The organism is Streptomyces sp. NPDC057682, from assembly GCF_042799575.1.
GTDB lineage: Bacteria > Actinomycetota > Actinomycetes > Streptomycetales > Streptomycetaceae > Streptomyces.
The window spans coordinates 212,680-227,228 of sequence record NZ_JBHVIN010000015.1 but is presented as its reverse complement, the minus strand read 5'-3'; the positions used below and the strand labels follow the sequence as shown (position 1 = coordinate 227,228).

Sequence of the window (14,549 nt, the reverse complement as noted above, 5' to 3'; positions counted from 1 at the left end):
ACGGAGAGTGATGGCGGATGGGTGAGGACGGTCTCGTTCCAGGGTCTGCTCGGCTGCACCTGATCGACGGTCTGCCGTTGCTGCGGCCGGACGAGCAAGTCTTCGAGGCGATGATCAAGGGCTGGCGCAACCAGCAGCTCGCCCGGAATCTCTCACCGGGGTACGTCAATGACCAGGAACGTACGGTCCGGGCCTTCACTCGGCATGCCGATGCGATGCCGTGGCAGTGGACGCCGCAGCACATCGACGAATGGTCAGCCGATCTGCGGGCCGTGCACGGCTGCGTCCGCTCCACCCTGCGCAACTATCAGGGCTCGGTACGGCAGTTCTGCGACTTCCTGACCAATCCAGCCTATGGCTGGAGCGACGAGTGCCTGCGGCACTTCGGTACCCACCCAGTCCAGGTGGTCTACGACTGGAACGCCGCGACGCACGCCGACGAAGCCGAGGGCGAGCCAGAACGCCGAGCCTTCACCAAGCCCGAGCTGGAGGCATTCTTCGATCATGCCGACGAGGAGGTCTTGCGCGTTCGAGGCAATGGCCGCAAGGGCTGGCTGCCTGCCTTCCGGGATGCCGCCTTGTTCAAGGTTGCGTACGCCTACGGCCTGCGACGCAACGAGACCCGAATGCTGGATCTCACCGACTTCGGACGCAACCCGGAGGGCCGGGAGTTCGGCGAGTACGGCACCCTGCTGGTCCGCTACGGCAAGGCCAAGAAGGGGTCGCCGCCCAAGCGCCGCAGCGTGCTCACCGTCTGGCACTGGACGCCCGGCACGATCGAGGAATGGATCAGCGAGGTGCGGCCTGGGATGCGGCATTCGACCGGCCGGGCCCTTTGGCCATCCGAGCGAGGCCCGCGGGTCGGTCTTCAACGCCTGGACTCCCGCTTCGCCAGCTACCGGGACGCCATCGGCCTGGACCCTGCGCTGGAGTTCCACTCGCTGCGCAGGTCCTACATCACCCACCTGATCGAGGACGGCCACGACCCGCTGTTCGTCCAGCAGCAGGTCGGTCACGACCACGCCTCCACCACCGCGATCTACACCTGCGTCTCCTCAGACTTCCGTACCCGCTCCCTGCGACGTGTCCTGGACGCCACCATCGAGGCCGCTCTGCGGCCGGGAAGGACCTCCTGATGCCACGCCAGATCACCTACCGGTGGCGCCTGCGCGAGCTGATGGCCGCCCGCGGCATGTTCACCGTCGCCGAGCTCATGCCACACCTAACTGAACGCGGCATCACACTGTCCTCCTCCCAGGTCCACCGTCTGGTCTCTGGCACCCCGGAACGGCTCTCCCTGCCCGTGCTGGCCACCCTCTGCGACATCCTCGACTGCACGCCCACCGACCTGATCACCACCTCAGCCCAGAACCTCCCGTCCCGCCGCGCGGCCGGCGAAGAGGCGCCGATCAATCTAGCTGCCCGACGGCCTACCCGGGTCCGGCTGACGCCCGAGGGGTGAGCGGTGACGCCAGAAGAGTACGAGCGGTGGATGATCCGAGACTGCGCACGCTGCGGCTGCCGGGCCTCAAAGTCCGCCGAGTGGTCGGACGGTCCGATCTGCCGGACCTGCTACGAACGCGCGATGCGCGTCCGCGGCAGCTGCCCCTGTTGCGGCACCGACCGGCTGCTGCCCGGCCGGGACACCGACGGCACACCGATCTGCCGCGACTGCGCCAGCATCACCCGGGACTTCTTCTGCGACCGCTGCGGCTTCGAGGGGCTCCTGCTCGGTGGACGTCTCTGCGAACGCTGCACCCTCTCCGACACGCTCAGCCGTCTCCTCGACAACGGCACTGGCCACGTCGCCCCTCCGCTGCAACCGCTGGTCACCATCCTGCTGGAGATGGACCAGCCAAAGAGCCGCCTGATCTGGCTCCGCAACCCCAACGTCGTCCGTCTCCTCCAGGGCTTGGCCGCCGGCGCCATCCCGCTCACCCACGATGGACTGCACCAGGAAACACCCTGGCGAACCGTCGCCCACCTGCGTGACCTACTGATGGACAGCGGCGTCCTGCCACGCGTCGACCGGCAGATCATGCTTTACCAGCGCTGGCTGACCGAACGGCTCGGAGCCATCGAGGATCCTGAACACTGTCGGCTTCTTCAGCATTTCGCCACCTGGCACCAGATGCGGCGCCTGCGGAGCAAGGCCGAGAAGGGGCCTCTGGGACGTTCCCAGACCGGCCAGGCGAAACAGGAGATCACTCAGGCCGGCACCTTCCTCTCCTGGCTCGCCGACCGAGGCCGCACCCTCGAACACTGCCAGCAGGCGGACGTCGACGCCTGGCACACGGAGAAGCTGGCCACCCGGCGCCCGGCCCAGACGTTCCTGCGCTGGTGCATGAAGACGAGCCGGATGCCCCGACTCACCCTGCCACCCCAAGTCATCAGCCAGGACCAAGCGCCGCTGCACCAACACCGCCGACTCGCCATTCTCCGGCGGACCCTCAACGACGACTCCTTGCCCCTGCGGGCCCGGGTCGCGGCCGCGCTCGTTCTCCTCTACGCGCAACCCGTCACCCGCATCGTCCGCCTCACCGTTGACGACGTCATCGACGACGGGGCCACCCTCACCGTCCGGCTGGGAGACCCGCCGTCCCCGCTTCCGGAACCCGTCGCTGACCTCATGCGGGCATACGTCCAGTCCCGCCAGCACCTGCCCTACGCCAGCAGTAGAAGCTCACAGTGGCTCTTCCCCGGCCGCCAGCCCGGACAGCCCATGAATCCGGTCAGCCTCCAAGTCCACCTGCGAAAGATCGGCGTCCCGCCACAGCGCGGCAGGACCTCCGCGATCCGCCAACTCGTCCTCCAAGCCCCAGCCCCCGTCATCGCGAAGGCGCTCGGCTACCACGACAAGACAGCCACCCGTCTGGTCACCGAGGCCGGCGGAACCTGGAGCCGGTACGCCCCGGGTGACCACAGGCGCTGACCCGGCCGGACCTTGATCCTGAGAGCAAAAGGAAGGTTCAATCGCCGGATGGCTGAGACTGACATTGACCTGGGAGTCGTGACGGCGCCGTCGGGAGTCCTCGTGTTGGGGATGGCGTCGTGGATCGACTACTGGCCGCAGCTGGGCCAACCGCTGTCCGAGCGCGCAAGTGCCGCGGCATCGGTCGGCGGCGGACACGTCCACGACTGGATGTGTGAGATGGCCGTAGTTCGCGCCGCCAGTGACAGGCCATTGACGGTGCGGGCCAGCACGGCGGCGTCGCCCTTCGACGGCGGACCAACCATCGCAGTCCTTGAGATCGATCTCGGTCTGCCGTGGGCCGGCACCGGAGGGGACGAGCCGATCATCCTTGGCGACCTACCGGTCGACCGTTGCGGCATGGTGCTCGGTGACGCGCTTGCCCTGGACTCCTGGACCGGAGACGGCCATCCATCAACCGACGGCCTTGCCGATGTCGCCTATTGGGGAGGCTACGCGGAGGCCGCCCATCGTCAGTTCGGCGGTGAACTGGTCCCGCGACACGGCGGTCAAGTGCGAGGGTGGCTCGACCTCCCGCTCGATGACGCCAAGAAGCTCGGCGACGCCCTCAACGACTGGAAGGGCGACGAACAGGGCGGGGGCGTCATGGTTGCAGTCGATGAGCACACTGACTTCCACCGCTTCAACCGCGCGAGTTGGACCCACCCGCTTCAGATCGGCGCCATCGAGGTCGCTGACTGCTCCGTTCTGGGGATCAACTGGGACAGCGGCGACCACTCGATGCGACATCGCGGCGAACGCCGCTTCGGGCAGGTCTATCCCGTGACTCTTCAGCCTGGGCCCACGGGCCGGACAACGATGCGCTGGACGATCCCGCCCTACGAGCCCGGTCACGACGGCGCAGAGTGATCAGCAGGAAGCACCGACTACTCAGCGTGGTCAAGCTGAAAACCGTCAGAGAATATGCGACACCTCAACATGCGGGCTTACCAGTCCCGAGGCCGTCCTACACCCCCGACCCCGCACATCCGCAGGGCCCGTTCATCTGGGACGGCGACATCCCCTGAGGGCTCTTCGATCGGATTGCGCCGAAGGCCGGGGTGCCAGAGGGGCGGTTCAGCTCCAGGGCGGCTCGGGCGTGCACTTCGGGCAGCCGCGCCCCTGCTTGACGTCCGCGAGGCGGAACCGCCCGATCTGGCCGCAGGTGACGCATCGTGCGGTCCACGGCGCCGTAGCGGAGCGTGGGATGGACACCGTGGCCTGGCGCGACCGGTTCGGGACGATCCCGCCGGCGGAGGCCATGGTCCACGGTTTCGTGCTGTGGCTACTCGCGGACCTCTTCGACACGCTGGTCGACAAGCCGGGGACGATCGATGAGCTGATGCGTGAGACCTTCGAGTCCATGAGCACCTCAGAGGACTGACCGGATGCAGGTGCGGGGCCGGTACGGATTGATCCGTACCGGCCCCGCACCTGCTTGGTGTCTAGGCTCCGCCGTCCCGGCGGGCTGCTTCCGCGAGCGCCTCGGCCAGCGCCTGGGCCGCGCGTTCCTGCTCTTCGGCCTGGCGGCGCAGCTGCTCCTGGAGGTTCTGGTCGGTCATGGTCGTCTCCGATCTCTGGGGACGGGCTGTGGGTGGGTCAGTTCAGTGCGGTGAGGGTGAGGGCGGCGACTGCCAGGGCCAGGACGTGTGCGGTCTGATCGACGTGGGCGGCGCCACCGCGGGTAGCCCATTCGGTCTGGCGGGCGTGTGTCATCCACCACTGGACCAATCGGCGTCGGTCGATGATCGCGTGGGTCGCGCCGATCCACAGGAGCGCGGCCGCGCCGGGCAGGACGCCGACGTCCAGGTCGAGGACGGCGGCGGCGACGGCCAGGGCGAGCGCGCCGGTGGCGACGTGCGTGCCCGCGTGGACCAGATTCGCGCGCCACCCGGCCGGGCCCGGGAGCGCCTTGTGCCCGGCCTGGTGGTCGGTCTGGAGCGGGTAGTCGGCGACGAGGTGCGCGAGGTGGAGCAGGACAAAGAGGGATGGGAACATGGTGGTCCTCCGGCGGCTGGGGCTGTCGGGAGTGAAGGGGGCGGCCGGTCGCCTGGCAGTGATGCGGCCGCCCCCGGCCGAGCTACTGGTCGTCGTCGTTCTCGACGATGACCCTGCCGTGGAACACGCCGCCCTTGATGCCGGTGTTGACCCCGCCGAACACACCGCCGGTGATCGTGGCACCGCGCATGTCGATCCGGCCGCCGTCGCTGGCGATGTCGGCGTCGTTGTTGTTGGTGTCGGCGTTGCGTTCGGCGTCGGCGCGGGTGATGTGGAATCGCATGATGATGACCTTTCAGATGGGTGATGGCGGGTCAGTTCTCGGTGCCGCGGAGGCCGGAGTCGTACATCCGCCGGACCGCGGACTGCTTGTCCTTGTCCTCCAGGACGACTTCGGCGATCCGGCGCCACGACAGGCCGTGGACGTCCCGCAGCTGGACCACCTGGGCGACGGCGCGGCGCTGCAGGAGCCGGGCGAGCGCGGTCGTGTGCCGGGCGGCGAGCAGGGCCTGGTCCTCGTTCCCGGGGACGGTGGCGCCGCCGAGGGCCTCCAGGGCGTAGGCGAGCTGGTCGCCTTCCACGGCCCGTGCGAGGTAGCCGTGCGGGTCGTCGCCCTGGCCCCAGGTGATCTCGGCCTTGTGGCCGGCGGTCTTGGTCACGGTGACGGACATGGCGTGTCTCCCCTGCTCAAATACGATGTGCGCTTTGTGCACACTCGGAGAATGCCACACGGTGTGCACAAAGCGCAAGCCCCTCTTGGTGGCGGCCCTTTCATGTCAGATCGGCGATTCCTCGGAGTCTCGGACGGTTGTGGTTCCGGACCGGACGATCCAGATTCCGCTTCCGGGCGGCGTCTCGTCTGAGCGGGCTTTGAGAGCTTCGATGTCGACGGTCGGGGGCCATCGGGTGCACTGCGACCAGTGCACTCCGCTGAAGTCAAGGCCCTTCAGGTCAGCGGCGCGGAGGTCGTCATGGGTGAAGTCGTTCAGGAGCGTGGTCACCGACGCGGCATCGAGTGCAGGGGGTTCTTGGCGTAGGACCGTGCCGATGGCCCGGCAGACCTCATTGGCACGGACCTTGATGAAGGCGTCGCGGGCGAGGCCGCGAGCGGGGGTGAGGCCGTGAGCGGGGTTGAAGTCGAGGGTGCGGGCGAGGTCGAGGGCGAGGGCGAGGTCGCGGTCGAGGTCGCGGGCGAGAACAAGGGCGCGGGCGAGGTCGAGATCGAGGTCGAGGTCGCGGTTGCGGGCACGGGCGAGAACGCGGACGAGGTCGCGGTCGAGGTCGCGGGCGCGAGCGAGGCCGAGGTCGATGCTGAGGTCGCCGTTGCGGGCGAGGTCGAGGGCGAGGTCGCGGGCGCGGACGAGAACGCGGACGAGGTCGAGGGCGCGGTTGCGGGCGCGGGCGAGGTTCAGGTCTCGGGTGCGGGCGAGGTCGGGGTCGCGGGCGCCGGCGTGGCCGAGGTCGCGGGCGAGGGCGCTGGCGAGGTCGTGGGCGAGGGCGAGGGGGAGGTTTCGGTCGCGGTTGCCGGCGAGGTCGTGGGCGAGCGCGCGTTGTGCATCCTTGATGTCCGGGTGCTCGCGTAGGGCCATGCGGTCTGCGGGGCTGAGTGCGGGAAGGGAGGCCCCTGCACGGAGGTGGTGGTGTGTGCTGGGTGTGCCGGAGGGTGCCTGGGGCTGGGGTGGCGGCGTGAGGATGCCGGCCAGTCCGGCTTCGGTGTTCAGGACGGTACCGAGGGCGTTGACGGCGGTGTCGTGGCGGGACTGGATGAGGATTTCCTGCAGGCCGGCTTCGATGTCGAGGAAGCTGTCCAGGTTGTCGTCCAGGGTGTGCTGGTGCCGGGCGAGCCGGTTGCTGACGGCCTGGTCGTCGTCGTGCATGGGGTGGTCGGTCACTGTCCCTCCTCCCGTGCCTTGATCGCTTCTGCCACAGCGCGGCGGGCTTTGTAGAGGCTGGCGCGTACTGCGTCGTCGTTCATACCGAGTTGTTCGGCGATGTCACCGGGGGTGAAGCCGGACAGGGCCCAGGCCAGAACCTGACGTTGCCGGGGCGGCAGGCTGCGCAGCACAGGCAGCAGGTCGTGGCGGGCCTCCCAGGCCGTGATCGCGTCCGGGTCGGCCAGTAGTGATGTCGGCTCTGGTACCTGTTCCACGGGCTGCTCGTCGCAGGAGGCGATCCTGCGGACCAGCGCGCGGGAGGCAATCGTGTGTACCCACGCCCGGGGATGATCGATGGTGTGCCAGCGCTCGTAGGCGGAGAGCATGGTGTCCTGGGCGATGTCCGCTGCGACGTGGACGCTGGCGCCCTGGTTGACCAAGAACCCCACCAAGGCGCGGACCGTGGCGCGGTAGAAGGCGCTGAACGCTGCGTCCTTCGCTAGCTGTAAGTCGTGCCGCGGGTCGGGCTGGTCCCGTGTCGCGGGTGCGCCAGCGGGGTGCTCAGGACTGTCCCCCGGTTCGTGGATACTCACGCTGCCGCGTCCTCCTACTCCTCCGCGGGAGAGATGCTCACCCGCAGCCGGTGACCGTCACGGTCCTGGTCGTCGAGTTCCACCTGGCTGCCGACAGCCACCTTCTCCGCGATACCCAGAAGGTAGTCGTGGCGGTACTGCTCACGGCGCGAACGCCAGCGCAGGCGCAGCCAGAGCCCCCACAGCGCGAACACTTTGGCGCTGATAACCGAGCCGATGGCAATCACAATCGTGGTCGTGTCCATCCTCTGCCTTCCCCTCATGCCGGGTCCGGCCCCGGACCGAGTCTTGTGCAGAGGAGAGGCTGAGAGAGCCTTGATCGTGAACTTCAACCTGCGAAAACCTCGACACGTGCAGGAAGACCTGTTGGGCAACCACGGTCCGCAGGTCCGGGACGTACAACCGGGGGGCGCCTCGGCGACCCCGGCGGATTCGCGGACACGGGCCGGTGGCCGGGTCAGACTGGCGGCATGACCTACGCAGCACGGGTGTACGGCAGCGACGAGACGGACACCGGGCCGGAGCCCGGACACACCTACCGCGAACTCGTCGGCGGTCCGCTCGACGGGCAGCTGCTCGACGTCACCGGCTGGAGCGAGGCGATGCTCGTCGGCGGCGCCTTTCTGATGGCGCCGCTCAGCGCGTACGGGCCCGGCGGCCGCGCCTCCTACACCCCTGACCGCGCCGACGGCCCGTTCGTCTGGGACGGCGACATCCCCTGAGGACCGTGCCCCCGCCCGGCTGGCTGGCGGGTCGTTCGAGGAGGCCGGGCTGGGCCCGGCCTTGTTGCCGGGTCAGATCTGCTGCCGGATCGCGAAGAAGACCAGGCCGATGACGCCGGCGCCGGTGGCGTAGGCGGCACCGCGCAGTGCGCTGGAGAGCAGGGCGGTGCGGCGGCGGGCGATCCAGCGCAGGCCGCGGCGGATCGCGGAGGGCTTGGTCGCAGGGCGGTGGATTTCCGGGGTCTGGTCCGCGGCGCGGGTACGGCGGATAGTCTGCATGAAGGTGCTCCGTTCTTCGGGGTGCTGGTGTGGTCCGGCGGGGGCTGGGCGGCCTAGGAACCTTCGGCCCCGCGCCGGGCTTCTGCGTTTCAGGGGCGGCCGGCGAGTTCGTGGATGCGGTCGGCCAGGCGGGCGTCGGGGCGGCAGACGAGGCCGTCGTCGGTGTGGTGGTCGGCCAGCTGGTCGACATCGGCCTCGAGTCCGCCGGTCAGGACGGCCCGGCCGGCGTCGCGGGATGCGGAGTCGTTGGTGAAGTGCTCCAGGGCCTTGAGGAATGCCTGCGGATCGACTTCGCGGTCCCTGGCCGTGTCCGGGCAGAACAACGTGGTTACCTGTCGCTTCCAGAATGTCGCCTGGCCCTCGTCGCCGAGCGCCAGGTGGTCGAGGTAGAGGCAGTACGCGGCGCCGCTGGAGCCGGCGCCGGCGGCGAAGCGCCACCAGAAGCGGGCGCTTTCGGGGTGGTGGGCGAGGTAGAGCATGCAGGCGAAGACCTGGACGCCGTCGATGTCGACGCCGCTGGTCCATCCGTCGAACTGGGCGATGGCGTCGTCGCCGCCGAGCAGTGCGGTCAGCTCCTTCATGTGGGTGGCCGCCCCGGCCTGGGTGACCACGACGCGGGCCATGACGCCGAGCCGGCGGCCGGCGCCGGGGTGGCCGCCGGTCGGGACCGGCCCGGGGGACGGGAGGTGGACGGTGTCGTGGGCTATGCGGCGCAGTCCGGCGCCGACGTCGAAGGCGCGGCGGGGTTCGCGGACGGCGGTGTCGGCGTCGGAGAAGAGCTGTTCCCAGGTGTCGCTCACTGAACGTCCTTCTTCTTGATCGGTCGCGTGGCGCGGCGGTGGATGGGGGCGAGGCGTTCCTGGGCCTTGCGGATGTGGTGGGTGACGGTGCTGGGGGTGAGGCCCATGTACCAGGCGATCTTCTGGGTGTCGAGCCCGCCGATGAAGCGCAGGACGACGACGTCGAACTGGCGCGGGGGGAGTTTGGTGAGGGCCGGGTAGAGGCCGATGCCGCTGTCGCGGCCGGCCACCTCCTCGCGGAAGCCGCCGATCAGTTCGTCGATGATGGCGCGGCGCAGGATGAGCCAGGTCTGGGCCTGCAGATCCGGTTCGGCGAGCAGGGTGTCCCAGCGGGTGAGGATCTCCACGTAGGCGCGATGGACGGCCTTCTCCGCACGGTCGTTGGTCAGCAGGATGTACAGCGCGAAGTCGTGGAACGCCACCTGGTTGGTGAGGTAGTGGGCCTCGAACTCCAGGGGGAGCTGGAGCGGGGCCTCCTCGGCCACCGGCATGGGGCCGTCCTCACGAACGTCGTCGGTCATGGGGTACTTGGGTCCTCTTCGTCGAGGTCTGACGGGATGAGCGGCTCCCGGGGTCGCTCGTGTTCACTCAACCGGACCAATCGGCGGAACGCGCATGCACACCCATACGAATTTCACACGGTGCGTTCGGTTCGGCGCTCAAAGTGATCATCGTGGCGGCCGAGGCCGTCCTGACCTGCGAGGGATGGTCACTCAAGGGTCTGGTGTGCATGCGTAGCGTGATCGAGGTCACACGGCTGGTGCCCCGGCGCGCGAGCGGTTTCTTGCCACCTTCGAGTGAATCCTGCCAACTCCGAGTGCGCTTGGGGGAGTTCAGGTACTCACCGGCCGCCCACTCAAGCGCTCGGTTGCCGTGAAGCCCGAAGGGCCTGGACGCTCGCTGCCCCATGAGGCAGGTTCGGCGACCGCCGGTCCGGAGCGGCGTGCCCGCCCGCGCCGCGAACCGGTACGACTTGCCACTCGCGGGGGTGAACTCCTGTGCGTGGCAACGGTCCTGCGCCGGGCCGGGGCCGAAGCATGGCGGTCATGATCATTCTGTCGCCTCGTACCGTGCTCCTGGCCGCTGTCACGGCCCTGGCCGGCACGGCCCTCACCGCCGCCCCCGTCTCTGCGGCCGCCCCCGCCTCCCCCGGCGTCCGACAGGCGCCAGCCAGCCGTGAGCTGCCTCCGCCGCCGGACGCGGCCGAGGCCCGCCTCCAGCTCACGCATCTCGCCGTGGCCGACGAGAACGACGTCCCCGGATACACGCGCGCGAAGTTCCCGCACTGGATCACCCAGTACGGAGCCTGCGACACTCGGGAGGTCGTCCTGGAACGCGACGGCCAGGACGTCGTCCGGGACGACCAGTGCCGGGCCGCCTCCGGCAGCTGGTACTCCGAGTACGACGGGAAGACGATCGCGTCCGCCTCCGGCATCGACATCGACCACGTCGTCCCGCTGAAGGAAGCCTGGCGGTCGGGGGCGTCCCAGTGGACGACGGACCAGCGCAAGGCCTTCGCGAATGATCTGACTCATTCGCAGCTGATCGCGGTGTCGGCCGGCAGCAACCGGCAGAAGGGCGACAAGGACCCCGGGAAGTGGAAGCCCTCCCTGGAGTCGTACTGGTGCACCTACAGCCGGGCCTGGATCAGCGTGAAGTCCCTCTACAACCTCACAGCCAACGACTCGGAGGTCGCCGCGCTCGCCCAGATGCTCGACACCTGCGACTGACCCCCTCACGACCCCGCACGCCACACGGTGCGGGCCACAGCAACCTCTCAGGCAGGGTCCGGGAACACCTTGTCTATCGCATGCGGGTGACGGTGAGCGTGCCGTGCCGGCCGGAGCCCGCCAGGACCTCGACGGTGACGTCGCTGTCGACGCCGGTGTAGGTCTCCCCCTCGGCCCGGCGCTCCCCCGTGATCGTAGCGGTGGTGAGGGCGTCGGCGATGTGCCCGGCGAGCACCGGGTCGAGGCGTGCCGAGAGCCGGATCGGGGCGCCTTCGTCGCCGACGGCGAGCGCGAGCCGGTGGGGCCGGCGCCGGGGCCCGAGGTATCCGACGACCAGGGCGTCCTCGGTGTCGGCGTGGCGGATCTTGATCCAGCCGCGCCCGGCCGGGTACGGGGCGCTGCCCCTTTTAGCGACGATTCCCTCGATGCCCTGGGTCTGGAGGGTGTCGTACCAGGTCTGGGCGACTGTGCGGTCGTCGGTGGCGGGGACGGCCTGGATGGGGGGCTGCACATCGTGGAGCAGGTCGAGGAGGAGCTGGCGGCGCTCGGTGTACGGCAGGCCGGTGGTCTGCCCGCGGTCCGGATGTTCCAGCACGTCCCAGACGAGGTAGGAGGCGGGGTGCCGGGCTGCGAGGGCCCGGGCGCGGACGATGCCGGAGGCCGCGCGGGCCTGGGCGGCACCGAAGTCGATACGGCCGCCGTTCCAGATCACCGCCTCCCCGTCCAGTGTCGTCCCCGGCCGGAGCGCCATCCCGGCGACGGCCAGGTCCATCCAGTGGCTGGTGACGACGCGCCCGGACCTGGCATAGAGGATGACGGTGTCGTCGGTGCGGCGGAGAACCGTCCGGTGCCCGTCGGCCTTCGGCTCGTACCACCAGCCCGGCCCGGAAGGGATCACTGGCACGGCCTCGGCGAGGGCGGGCTTGACGGGGTGTTTCACGGTCCGATCCTGCGCCGCGAGGACGTGGTCCGCCCGGTCGGCTACTCCATGCCGAGGTCAGTGTCCGGGCGGCAGCGCGTGCACGCCCGGACACCACTGGCAAGTGCGCGGGCGAAGCGCCGACCGCCTGCGGGGCAAGGACAAGGGGTGGGCGTGCGGGTGAGCGTCTTGCCGGCCGGAGGCGTTCGGGTGAGTGTGCCCGGTGGGTCCGGCGTGCCCTCGCACATCGAATTCGAACGGTCGTACTATTTAGGTGTGTCCACGTGCGACTTCCCCCAGGACCTGCGCGACGCGCAGCTCTCCGGCCCCCGGCTGCTGCCGTACAGTTGGCGCCCGCCGTGAAGCCCGCCGCGTCGTTGCGGCACCCGGGTGCGAAGAAGGCGGTGGCGAAGAAGACCACCGCGACCGCGACCACCGACCGCGACCCGCGCTTCGAGAATGGTCCGCTCGCAATGATCGACTGCGAGGACGGGAAGGTCTTCGCGTACTGCGTCGGCGGCCTGCTCCTGGACGTGCCTGCCAAAACAATCCGGCCCTGATTGACTGGAAACAGTCACCGAAAACGCCGGCAAGCATCGCGAGTTCCTCGGAGTGCTTCCGTCGTTCAACAACAACTCGACGGCGAGTTGATCAAGTTGCATAATCGCGCACTATTTCCAGTCACAAATTTGGCCGAATTTACACTTTCATTAAATGGTGGCGCCATGTCCAGTCAACTCGCTTCTTGCCTCAAGATCTGGGGGCAACTGAGTTTTTTGAGGTCAACCTCAAGAGAAGCTCAGAGCTCGGGAGTCTCTATTGACCTTCGGTTCACTCCGGGTGAATATTCAAAAGTGCGACGGAGCCCCGGGGTGGGGATGGGGCGGTCGCAGGGGAGGGGAGCAGGGGGCGCTCAGGAGGTCTAGAGCGCATTGAGCCATGTCCTGTTTCCCCCTCTAGTCAACCCGACCGTTGAACAGAGGGGAAACATGAACAACACTGCACGCAATCGCATGAAAGCAAATTCGGCTCTCGCTGCAATTGCGATCCTCGCAGGGGCGCTGACTTATCAGGCACCCGCAGCGTCTGCCACGGAAGCGCCGCAGGCGCCCACGGCTCAGGAGTACCTTGCCTACCTCGATGGCCAGAACGACCCCGAGGCTGACTCGATCGCAACCCAGTTCAAGGCGCTCTCTGCCATCAATCAGCAGCAGTTCCTCGGCTATCTGGTGGACCCGGAAGTTCTGAAGGCGACGGTCGGAGAGACAGGTGGCACCGAGTCGGATCCGGTAGCGCGGAGAACCCTCAAGGGTGGTGACGTAGTCGTCCAGACCGAGACAGTTGCCAGCCGCTCTCTCGCGCGGGGTACAGCCGCTGACTGGTGGTGCTCGTCGACCTTCTACTCCACTGTCTTCGGAATCAAGATCACCAAGTTCAAGCTCGAGCAGTGGTACCACTCCACCACGACGAAGGTTGACAAGATCTACAACGTGTCGGCTTCCAAGTACAACTATAATCCCGGCGTCGTGCTTGGTCATCAGCCGGAGGAGCAGTGGATTTCTGCGGCCGGAAATGCCCTTGCGTACGTGACATGGGAGGGGGAACTTACGATCTCGGGCCTCAGTGTGTCCCTCGACAAGCGTCACCATGTGCGCTGCGATGAGACGGGCTTCCGGGCCCACTCGCTGTACAACTTGTAATTCGCACGCCCGAGGAACAGATCCTGAAAGGGGGAGATTCATGTCCACGCGTAAAGTCGGCGTGACTATCGGGGTCATCTTGGCCATCGTTTTGGTCGTTGGAATCGGTGGCGCTGTCCTATTCGCGAACACAGGATCGTAGCCCTCAATTTCAGGGTGGGTGGCGGTGTTGGAACCCCGTTAGGGGTTTCGGCACCGCTTCCAGGGCTGTCTAAGCCGCATGCTCTTGAGATGTACCGCGAAAGCAGTGGCTCCAGGCGGGGAATCTGACACAGGCCTACCTGATTCAGGACCGCAGGCAGGTTTCGGGATGCCTGACAGGTATGGAAGTACCCCGCCTGGACCGCGTTTTCGCGTGGCTCGTCCTCGATCCCGACACGCTCTTCGGCGAGCTGGGGGAGCCCACGATGTACGGACACGGAAAGCCAACTGCCCAGCGGTGGCGCCTGGTTGGAAGCAGGCGGTTCCTTTTTTCAGGACCAGTATCAGGAAAGGGCTTCGTGCCGCGGGGCCCGTCCGGGGGACTTCGGTGCGGCGCGGGTGTGGTCGGGGGCGGTTGGGGCCACATCTGGCGCATGGACCTTCCCGTGCTCGCCCCGATGCTGGCCGTGCCGGGGAGTCTGCCGTTGCCCGGCGGTGACCAGGGGTGGGCGGTGAAGGCGAAGCAGGACGGCCAGCGCGCGCTGGTCTACCTGCCCGGCGACGGGTCGGTCTCGGTCCGCTCCCGGGGCGGGCACGAGATCACCCGGGCCTACCCCGAGCTGCACGGCCTCCCCGCGGCGTTCGGCGGCTGTTCGGCGGTGCTGGACGGGGAGATCATCGCGCCGGATGCGGACGGCCGCCCCGACTTGGGGTGCCGGTAAGAATGCTGTCACCAGCCGCAAACGGCGGTGATCTTGTGAGGGCGTCACTCGTGTGGGTGAGTCCTGGGCTGTACGGCTGCGGTGGGTGAAGCTCTGCGGG

At 68.3% G+C, this 14,549-nt stretch carries 20 protein-coding genes; 10 read left to right on the top strand and 10 right to left on the bottom strand.

Going from position 1 to position 14,549, the window contains the following annotated elements:
* Window positions 1-17: 17 nt before the first annotated feature.
* The 5 genes from ACFVDM_RS26975 (at window position 18) to ACFVDM_RS26955 (ending at window position 4,355) form a co-directional block, all read left to right on the top strand.
* Window positions 18-1,136, top strand: coding sequence for a tyrosine-type recombinase/integrase (locus ACFVDM_RS26975; RefSeq protein ID WP_383645350.1), 1,119 nt, complete (start codon window positions 18-20; stop codon window positions 1,134-1,136).
* The gene (locus ACFVDM_RS26970; protein WP_307712408.1) at window positions 1,136-1,462 is read left to right on the top strand and encodes a helix-turn-helix transcriptional regulator; all 327 of its coding nucleotides are present in this window, start codon (window positions 1,136-1,138) and stop codon (window positions 1,460-1,462) included. Before ACFVDM_RS26975 ends, ACFVDM_RS26970 begins: the two co-directional genes overlap by 1 nt.
* 30 nt (window positions 1,463-1,492) lie before the next feature.
* On the top strand, window positions 1,493-2,932 hold the full coding sequence (locus tag ACFVDM_RS26965) for a hypothetical protein (protein WP_383645347.1): 1,440 nt from the start codon (window positions 1,493-1,495) through the stop codon (window positions 2,930-2,932).
* A gap of 48 nt (window positions 2,933-2,980) precedes the next feature.
* Window positions 2,981-3,841: a hypothetical protein gene (locus tag ACFVDM_RS26960; protein ID WP_383645344.1), complete on the top strand. Its 861-nt coding sequence runs from the start codon at window positions 2,981-2,983 to the stop codon at window positions 3,839-3,841.
* Window positions 3,842-4,178: 337 nt separating this feature from the next.
* On the top strand, window positions 4,179-4,355 hold the full coding sequence (locus ACFVDM_RS26955) for a hypothetical protein (protein ID WP_383645341.1): 177 nt from the start codon (window positions 4,179-4,181) through the stop codon (window positions 4,353-4,355).
* Window positions 4,356-4,570: 215 nt separating this feature from the next.
* Here the strand turns inward: ACFVDM_RS26955 and ACFVDM_RS26950 are convergent, their stop codons facing one another.
* The 6 genes from ACFVDM_RS26950 to ACFVDM_RS26925 form a co-directional block, all read right to left on the bottom strand.
* Complete coding sequence (locus tag ACFVDM_RS26950; protein ID WP_383645338.1) at window positions 4,571-4,969, bottom strand: DUF3307 domain-containing protein; 399 nt, start codon at window positions 4,967-4,969, stop codon at window positions 4,571-4,573.
* Window positions 4,970-5,051: 82 nt separating this feature from the next.
* Window positions 5,052-5,252, bottom strand: coding sequence for a hypothetical protein (locus ACFVDM_RS26945; protein ID WP_383645335.1), 201 nt, complete (start codon window positions 5,250-5,252; stop codon window positions 5,052-5,054).
* A gap of 31 nt (window positions 5,253-5,283) precedes the next feature.
* A complete protein-coding gene (locus tag ACFVDM_RS26940; RefSeq protein WP_383645332.1) occupies window positions 5,284-5,640 on the bottom strand; it encodes a hypothetical protein in 357 nt (118 codons plus the stop codon).
* A gap of 105 nt (window positions 5,641-5,745) precedes the next feature.
* On the bottom strand, window positions 5,746-6,861 hold the full coding sequence (locus ACFVDM_RS26935; protein WP_383645329.1) for a hypothetical protein: 1,116 nt from the start codon (window positions 6,859-6,861) through the stop codon (window positions 5,746-5,748).
* Window positions 6,858-7,436, bottom strand: a complete 579-nt coding sequence (locus ACFVDM_RS26930) for an RNA polymerase sigma factor (RefSeq protein ID WP_383645326.1) — start codon at window positions 7,434-7,436, stop codon at window positions 6,858-6,860. Before ACFVDM_RS26930 ends, ACFVDM_RS26935 begins: the two co-directional genes overlap by 4 nt.
* Window positions 7,437-7,450: 14 nt before the next feature.
* Window positions 7,451-7,681, bottom strand: a complete 231-nt coding sequence (locus ACFVDM_RS26925) for a hypothetical protein (protein ID WP_383645323.1) — start codon at window positions 7,679-7,681, stop codon at window positions 7,451-7,453.
* Window positions 7,682-7,906: 225 nt separating this feature from the next.
* On the opposite strand from ACFVDM_RS26925, the gene ACFVDM_RS26920 reads away from it, so the two are divergent.
* Complete coding sequence (locus ACFVDM_RS26920; RefSeq protein WP_383645320.1) at window positions 7,907-8,158, top strand: hypothetical protein; 252 nt, start codon at window positions 7,907-7,909, stop codon at window positions 8,156-8,158.
* 72 nt (window positions 8,159-8,230) lie between these two features.
* On the opposite strand, the gene ACFVDM_RS26915 is transcribed toward ACFVDM_RS26920, so the two are convergent.
* From ACFVDM_RS26915 to ACFVDM_RS26905, 3 genes are all read right to left on the bottom strand, one after another.
* Window positions 8,231-8,437 carry a hypothetical protein gene (locus ACFVDM_RS26915; protein WP_383645317.1) on the bottom strand — a complete coding sequence of 69 codons (207 nt, stop codon included), beginning with the start codon at window positions 8,435-8,437 and terminating at the stop codon, window positions 8,231-8,233.
* Window positions 8,438-8,526: 89 nt separating this feature from the next.
* A complete protein-coding gene (locus ACFVDM_RS26910) occupies window positions 8,527-9,237 on the bottom strand; it encodes a hypothetical protein (RefSeq protein ID WP_383645312.1) in 711 nt (236 codons plus the stop codon).
* Window positions 9,234-9,758, bottom strand: a complete 525-nt coding sequence (locus tag ACFVDM_RS26905; protein ID WP_383645305.1) for an RNA polymerase sigma factor — start codon at window positions 9,756-9,758, stop codon at window positions 9,234-9,236. Before ACFVDM_RS26905 ends, ACFVDM_RS26910 begins: the two co-directional genes overlap by 4 nt.
* Window positions 9,759-10,274: 516 nt before the next feature.
* Between ACFVDM_RS26905 and ACFVDM_RS26900 the strand changes: the two genes are divergently transcribed.
* On the top strand, window positions 10,275-10,967 hold the full coding sequence (locus tag ACFVDM_RS26900; protein WP_383645302.1) for an HNH endonuclease family protein: 693 nt from the start codon (window positions 10,275-10,277) through the stop codon (window positions 10,965-10,967).
* A 73-nt stretch (window positions 10,968-11,040) separates the two neighbouring features.
* On the opposite strand, the gene ACFVDM_RS26895 is transcribed toward ACFVDM_RS26900, so the two are convergent.
* Window positions 11,041-11,907, bottom strand: coding sequence for a DNA ligase (locus ACFVDM_RS26895; RefSeq protein WP_383645299.1), 867 nt, complete (start codon window positions 11,905-11,907; stop codon window positions 11,041-11,043).
* 338 nt (window positions 11,908-12,245) lie between these two features.
* Between ACFVDM_RS26895 and ACFVDM_RS26890 the strand changes: the two genes are divergently transcribed.
* The 3 genes from ACFVDM_RS26890 to ACFVDM_RS26880 all read left to right on the top strand — a co-directional run bounded on the left by ACFVDM_RS26890 (window position 12,246) and on the right by ACFVDM_RS26880 (window position 14,449).
* Window positions 12,246-12,446, top strand: coding sequence for a hypothetical protein (locus ACFVDM_RS26890; RefSeq protein WP_383645296.1), 201 nt, complete (start codon window positions 12,246-12,248; stop codon window positions 12,444-12,446).
* 429 nt (window positions 12,447-12,875) lie between these two features.
* Window positions 12,876-13,586: a hypothetical protein gene (locus tag ACFVDM_RS26885; RefSeq protein ID WP_383645294.1), complete on the top strand. Its 711-nt coding sequence runs from the start codon at window positions 12,876-12,878 to the stop codon at window positions 13,584-13,586.
* Window positions 13,587-14,161: 575 nt separating this feature from the next.
* Window positions 14,162-14,449 carry a hypothetical protein gene (locus ACFVDM_RS26880; RefSeq protein ID WP_383645291.1) on the top strand — a complete coding sequence of 96 codons (288 nt, stop codon included), beginning with the start codon at window positions 14,162-14,164 and terminating at the stop codon, window positions 14,447-14,449.
* The last annotated feature ends 100 nt before the right edge of the window (window positions 14,450-14,549 follow it).

Bases quoted from the DNA above. Each gene is read 5' to 3' on its own strand.
- ACFVDM_RS26975 (WP_383645350.1), top strand. From the start codon at position 18: ATGGGTGAGGACGGTCTCGTTCCAGGGTCTGCTCGGCTGCACCTGATC.
- ACFVDM_RS26970 (WP_307712408.1), top strand. From the start codon at position 1,136: ATGCCACGCCAGATCACCTACCGGTGGCGCCTGCGCGAGCTGATGGCC.
- ACFVDM_RS26965 (WP_383645347.1), top strand. From the start codon at position 1,493: ATGATCCGAGACTGCGCACGCTGCGGCTGCCGGGCCTCAAAGTCCGCC.
- ACFVDM_RS26960 (WP_383645344.1), top strand. From the start codon at position 2,981: ATGGCTGAGACTGACATTGACCTGGGAGTCGTGACGGCGCCGTCGGGA.
- ACFVDM_RS26955 (WP_383645341.1), top strand. From the start codon at position 4,179: ATGGACACCGTGGCCTGGCGCGACCGGTTCGGGACGATCCCGCCGGCG.
- ACFVDM_RS26950 (WP_383645338.1), bottom strand. From the start codon at position 4,969: ATGTTCCCATCCCTCTTTGTCCTGCTCCACCTCGCGCACCTCGTCGCC.
- ACFVDM_RS26945 (WP_383645335.1), bottom strand. From the start codon at position 5,252: ATGCGATTCCACATCACCCGCGCCGACGCCGAACGCAACGCCGACACC.
- ACFVDM_RS26940 (WP_383645332.1), bottom strand. From the start codon at position 5,640: ATGTCCGTCACCGTGACCAAGACCGCCGGCCACAAGGCCGAGATCACC.
- ACFVDM_RS26925 (WP_383645323.1), bottom strand. From the start codon at position 7,681: ATGGACACGACCACGATTGTGATTGCCATCGGCTCGGTTATCAGCGCC.
- ACFVDM_RS26920 (WP_383645320.1), top strand. From the start codon at position 7,907: ATGACCTACGCAGCACGGGTGTACGGCAGCGACGAGACGGACACCGGG.
- ACFVDM_RS26915 (WP_383645317.1), bottom strand. From the start codon at position 8,437: ATGCAGACTATCCGCCGTACCCGCGCCGCGGACCAGACCCCGGAAATC.
- ACFVDM_RS26905 (WP_383645305.1), bottom strand. From the start codon at position 9,758: ATGACCGACGACGTTCGTGAGGACGGCCCCATGCCGGTGGCCGAGGAG.
- ACFVDM_RS26900 (WP_383645302.1), top strand. From the start codon at position 10,275: ATGGCGGTCATGATCATTCTGTCGCCTCGTACCGTGCTCCTGGCCGCT.
- ACFVDM_RS26885 (WP_383645294.1), top strand. From the start codon at position 12,876: ATGAACAACACTGCACGCAATCGCATGAAAGCAAATTCGGCTCTCGCT.
- ACFVDM_RS26880 (WP_383645291.1), top strand. From the start codon at position 14,162: ATGGACCTTCCCGTGCTCGCCCCGATGCTGGCCGTGCCGGGGAGTCTG.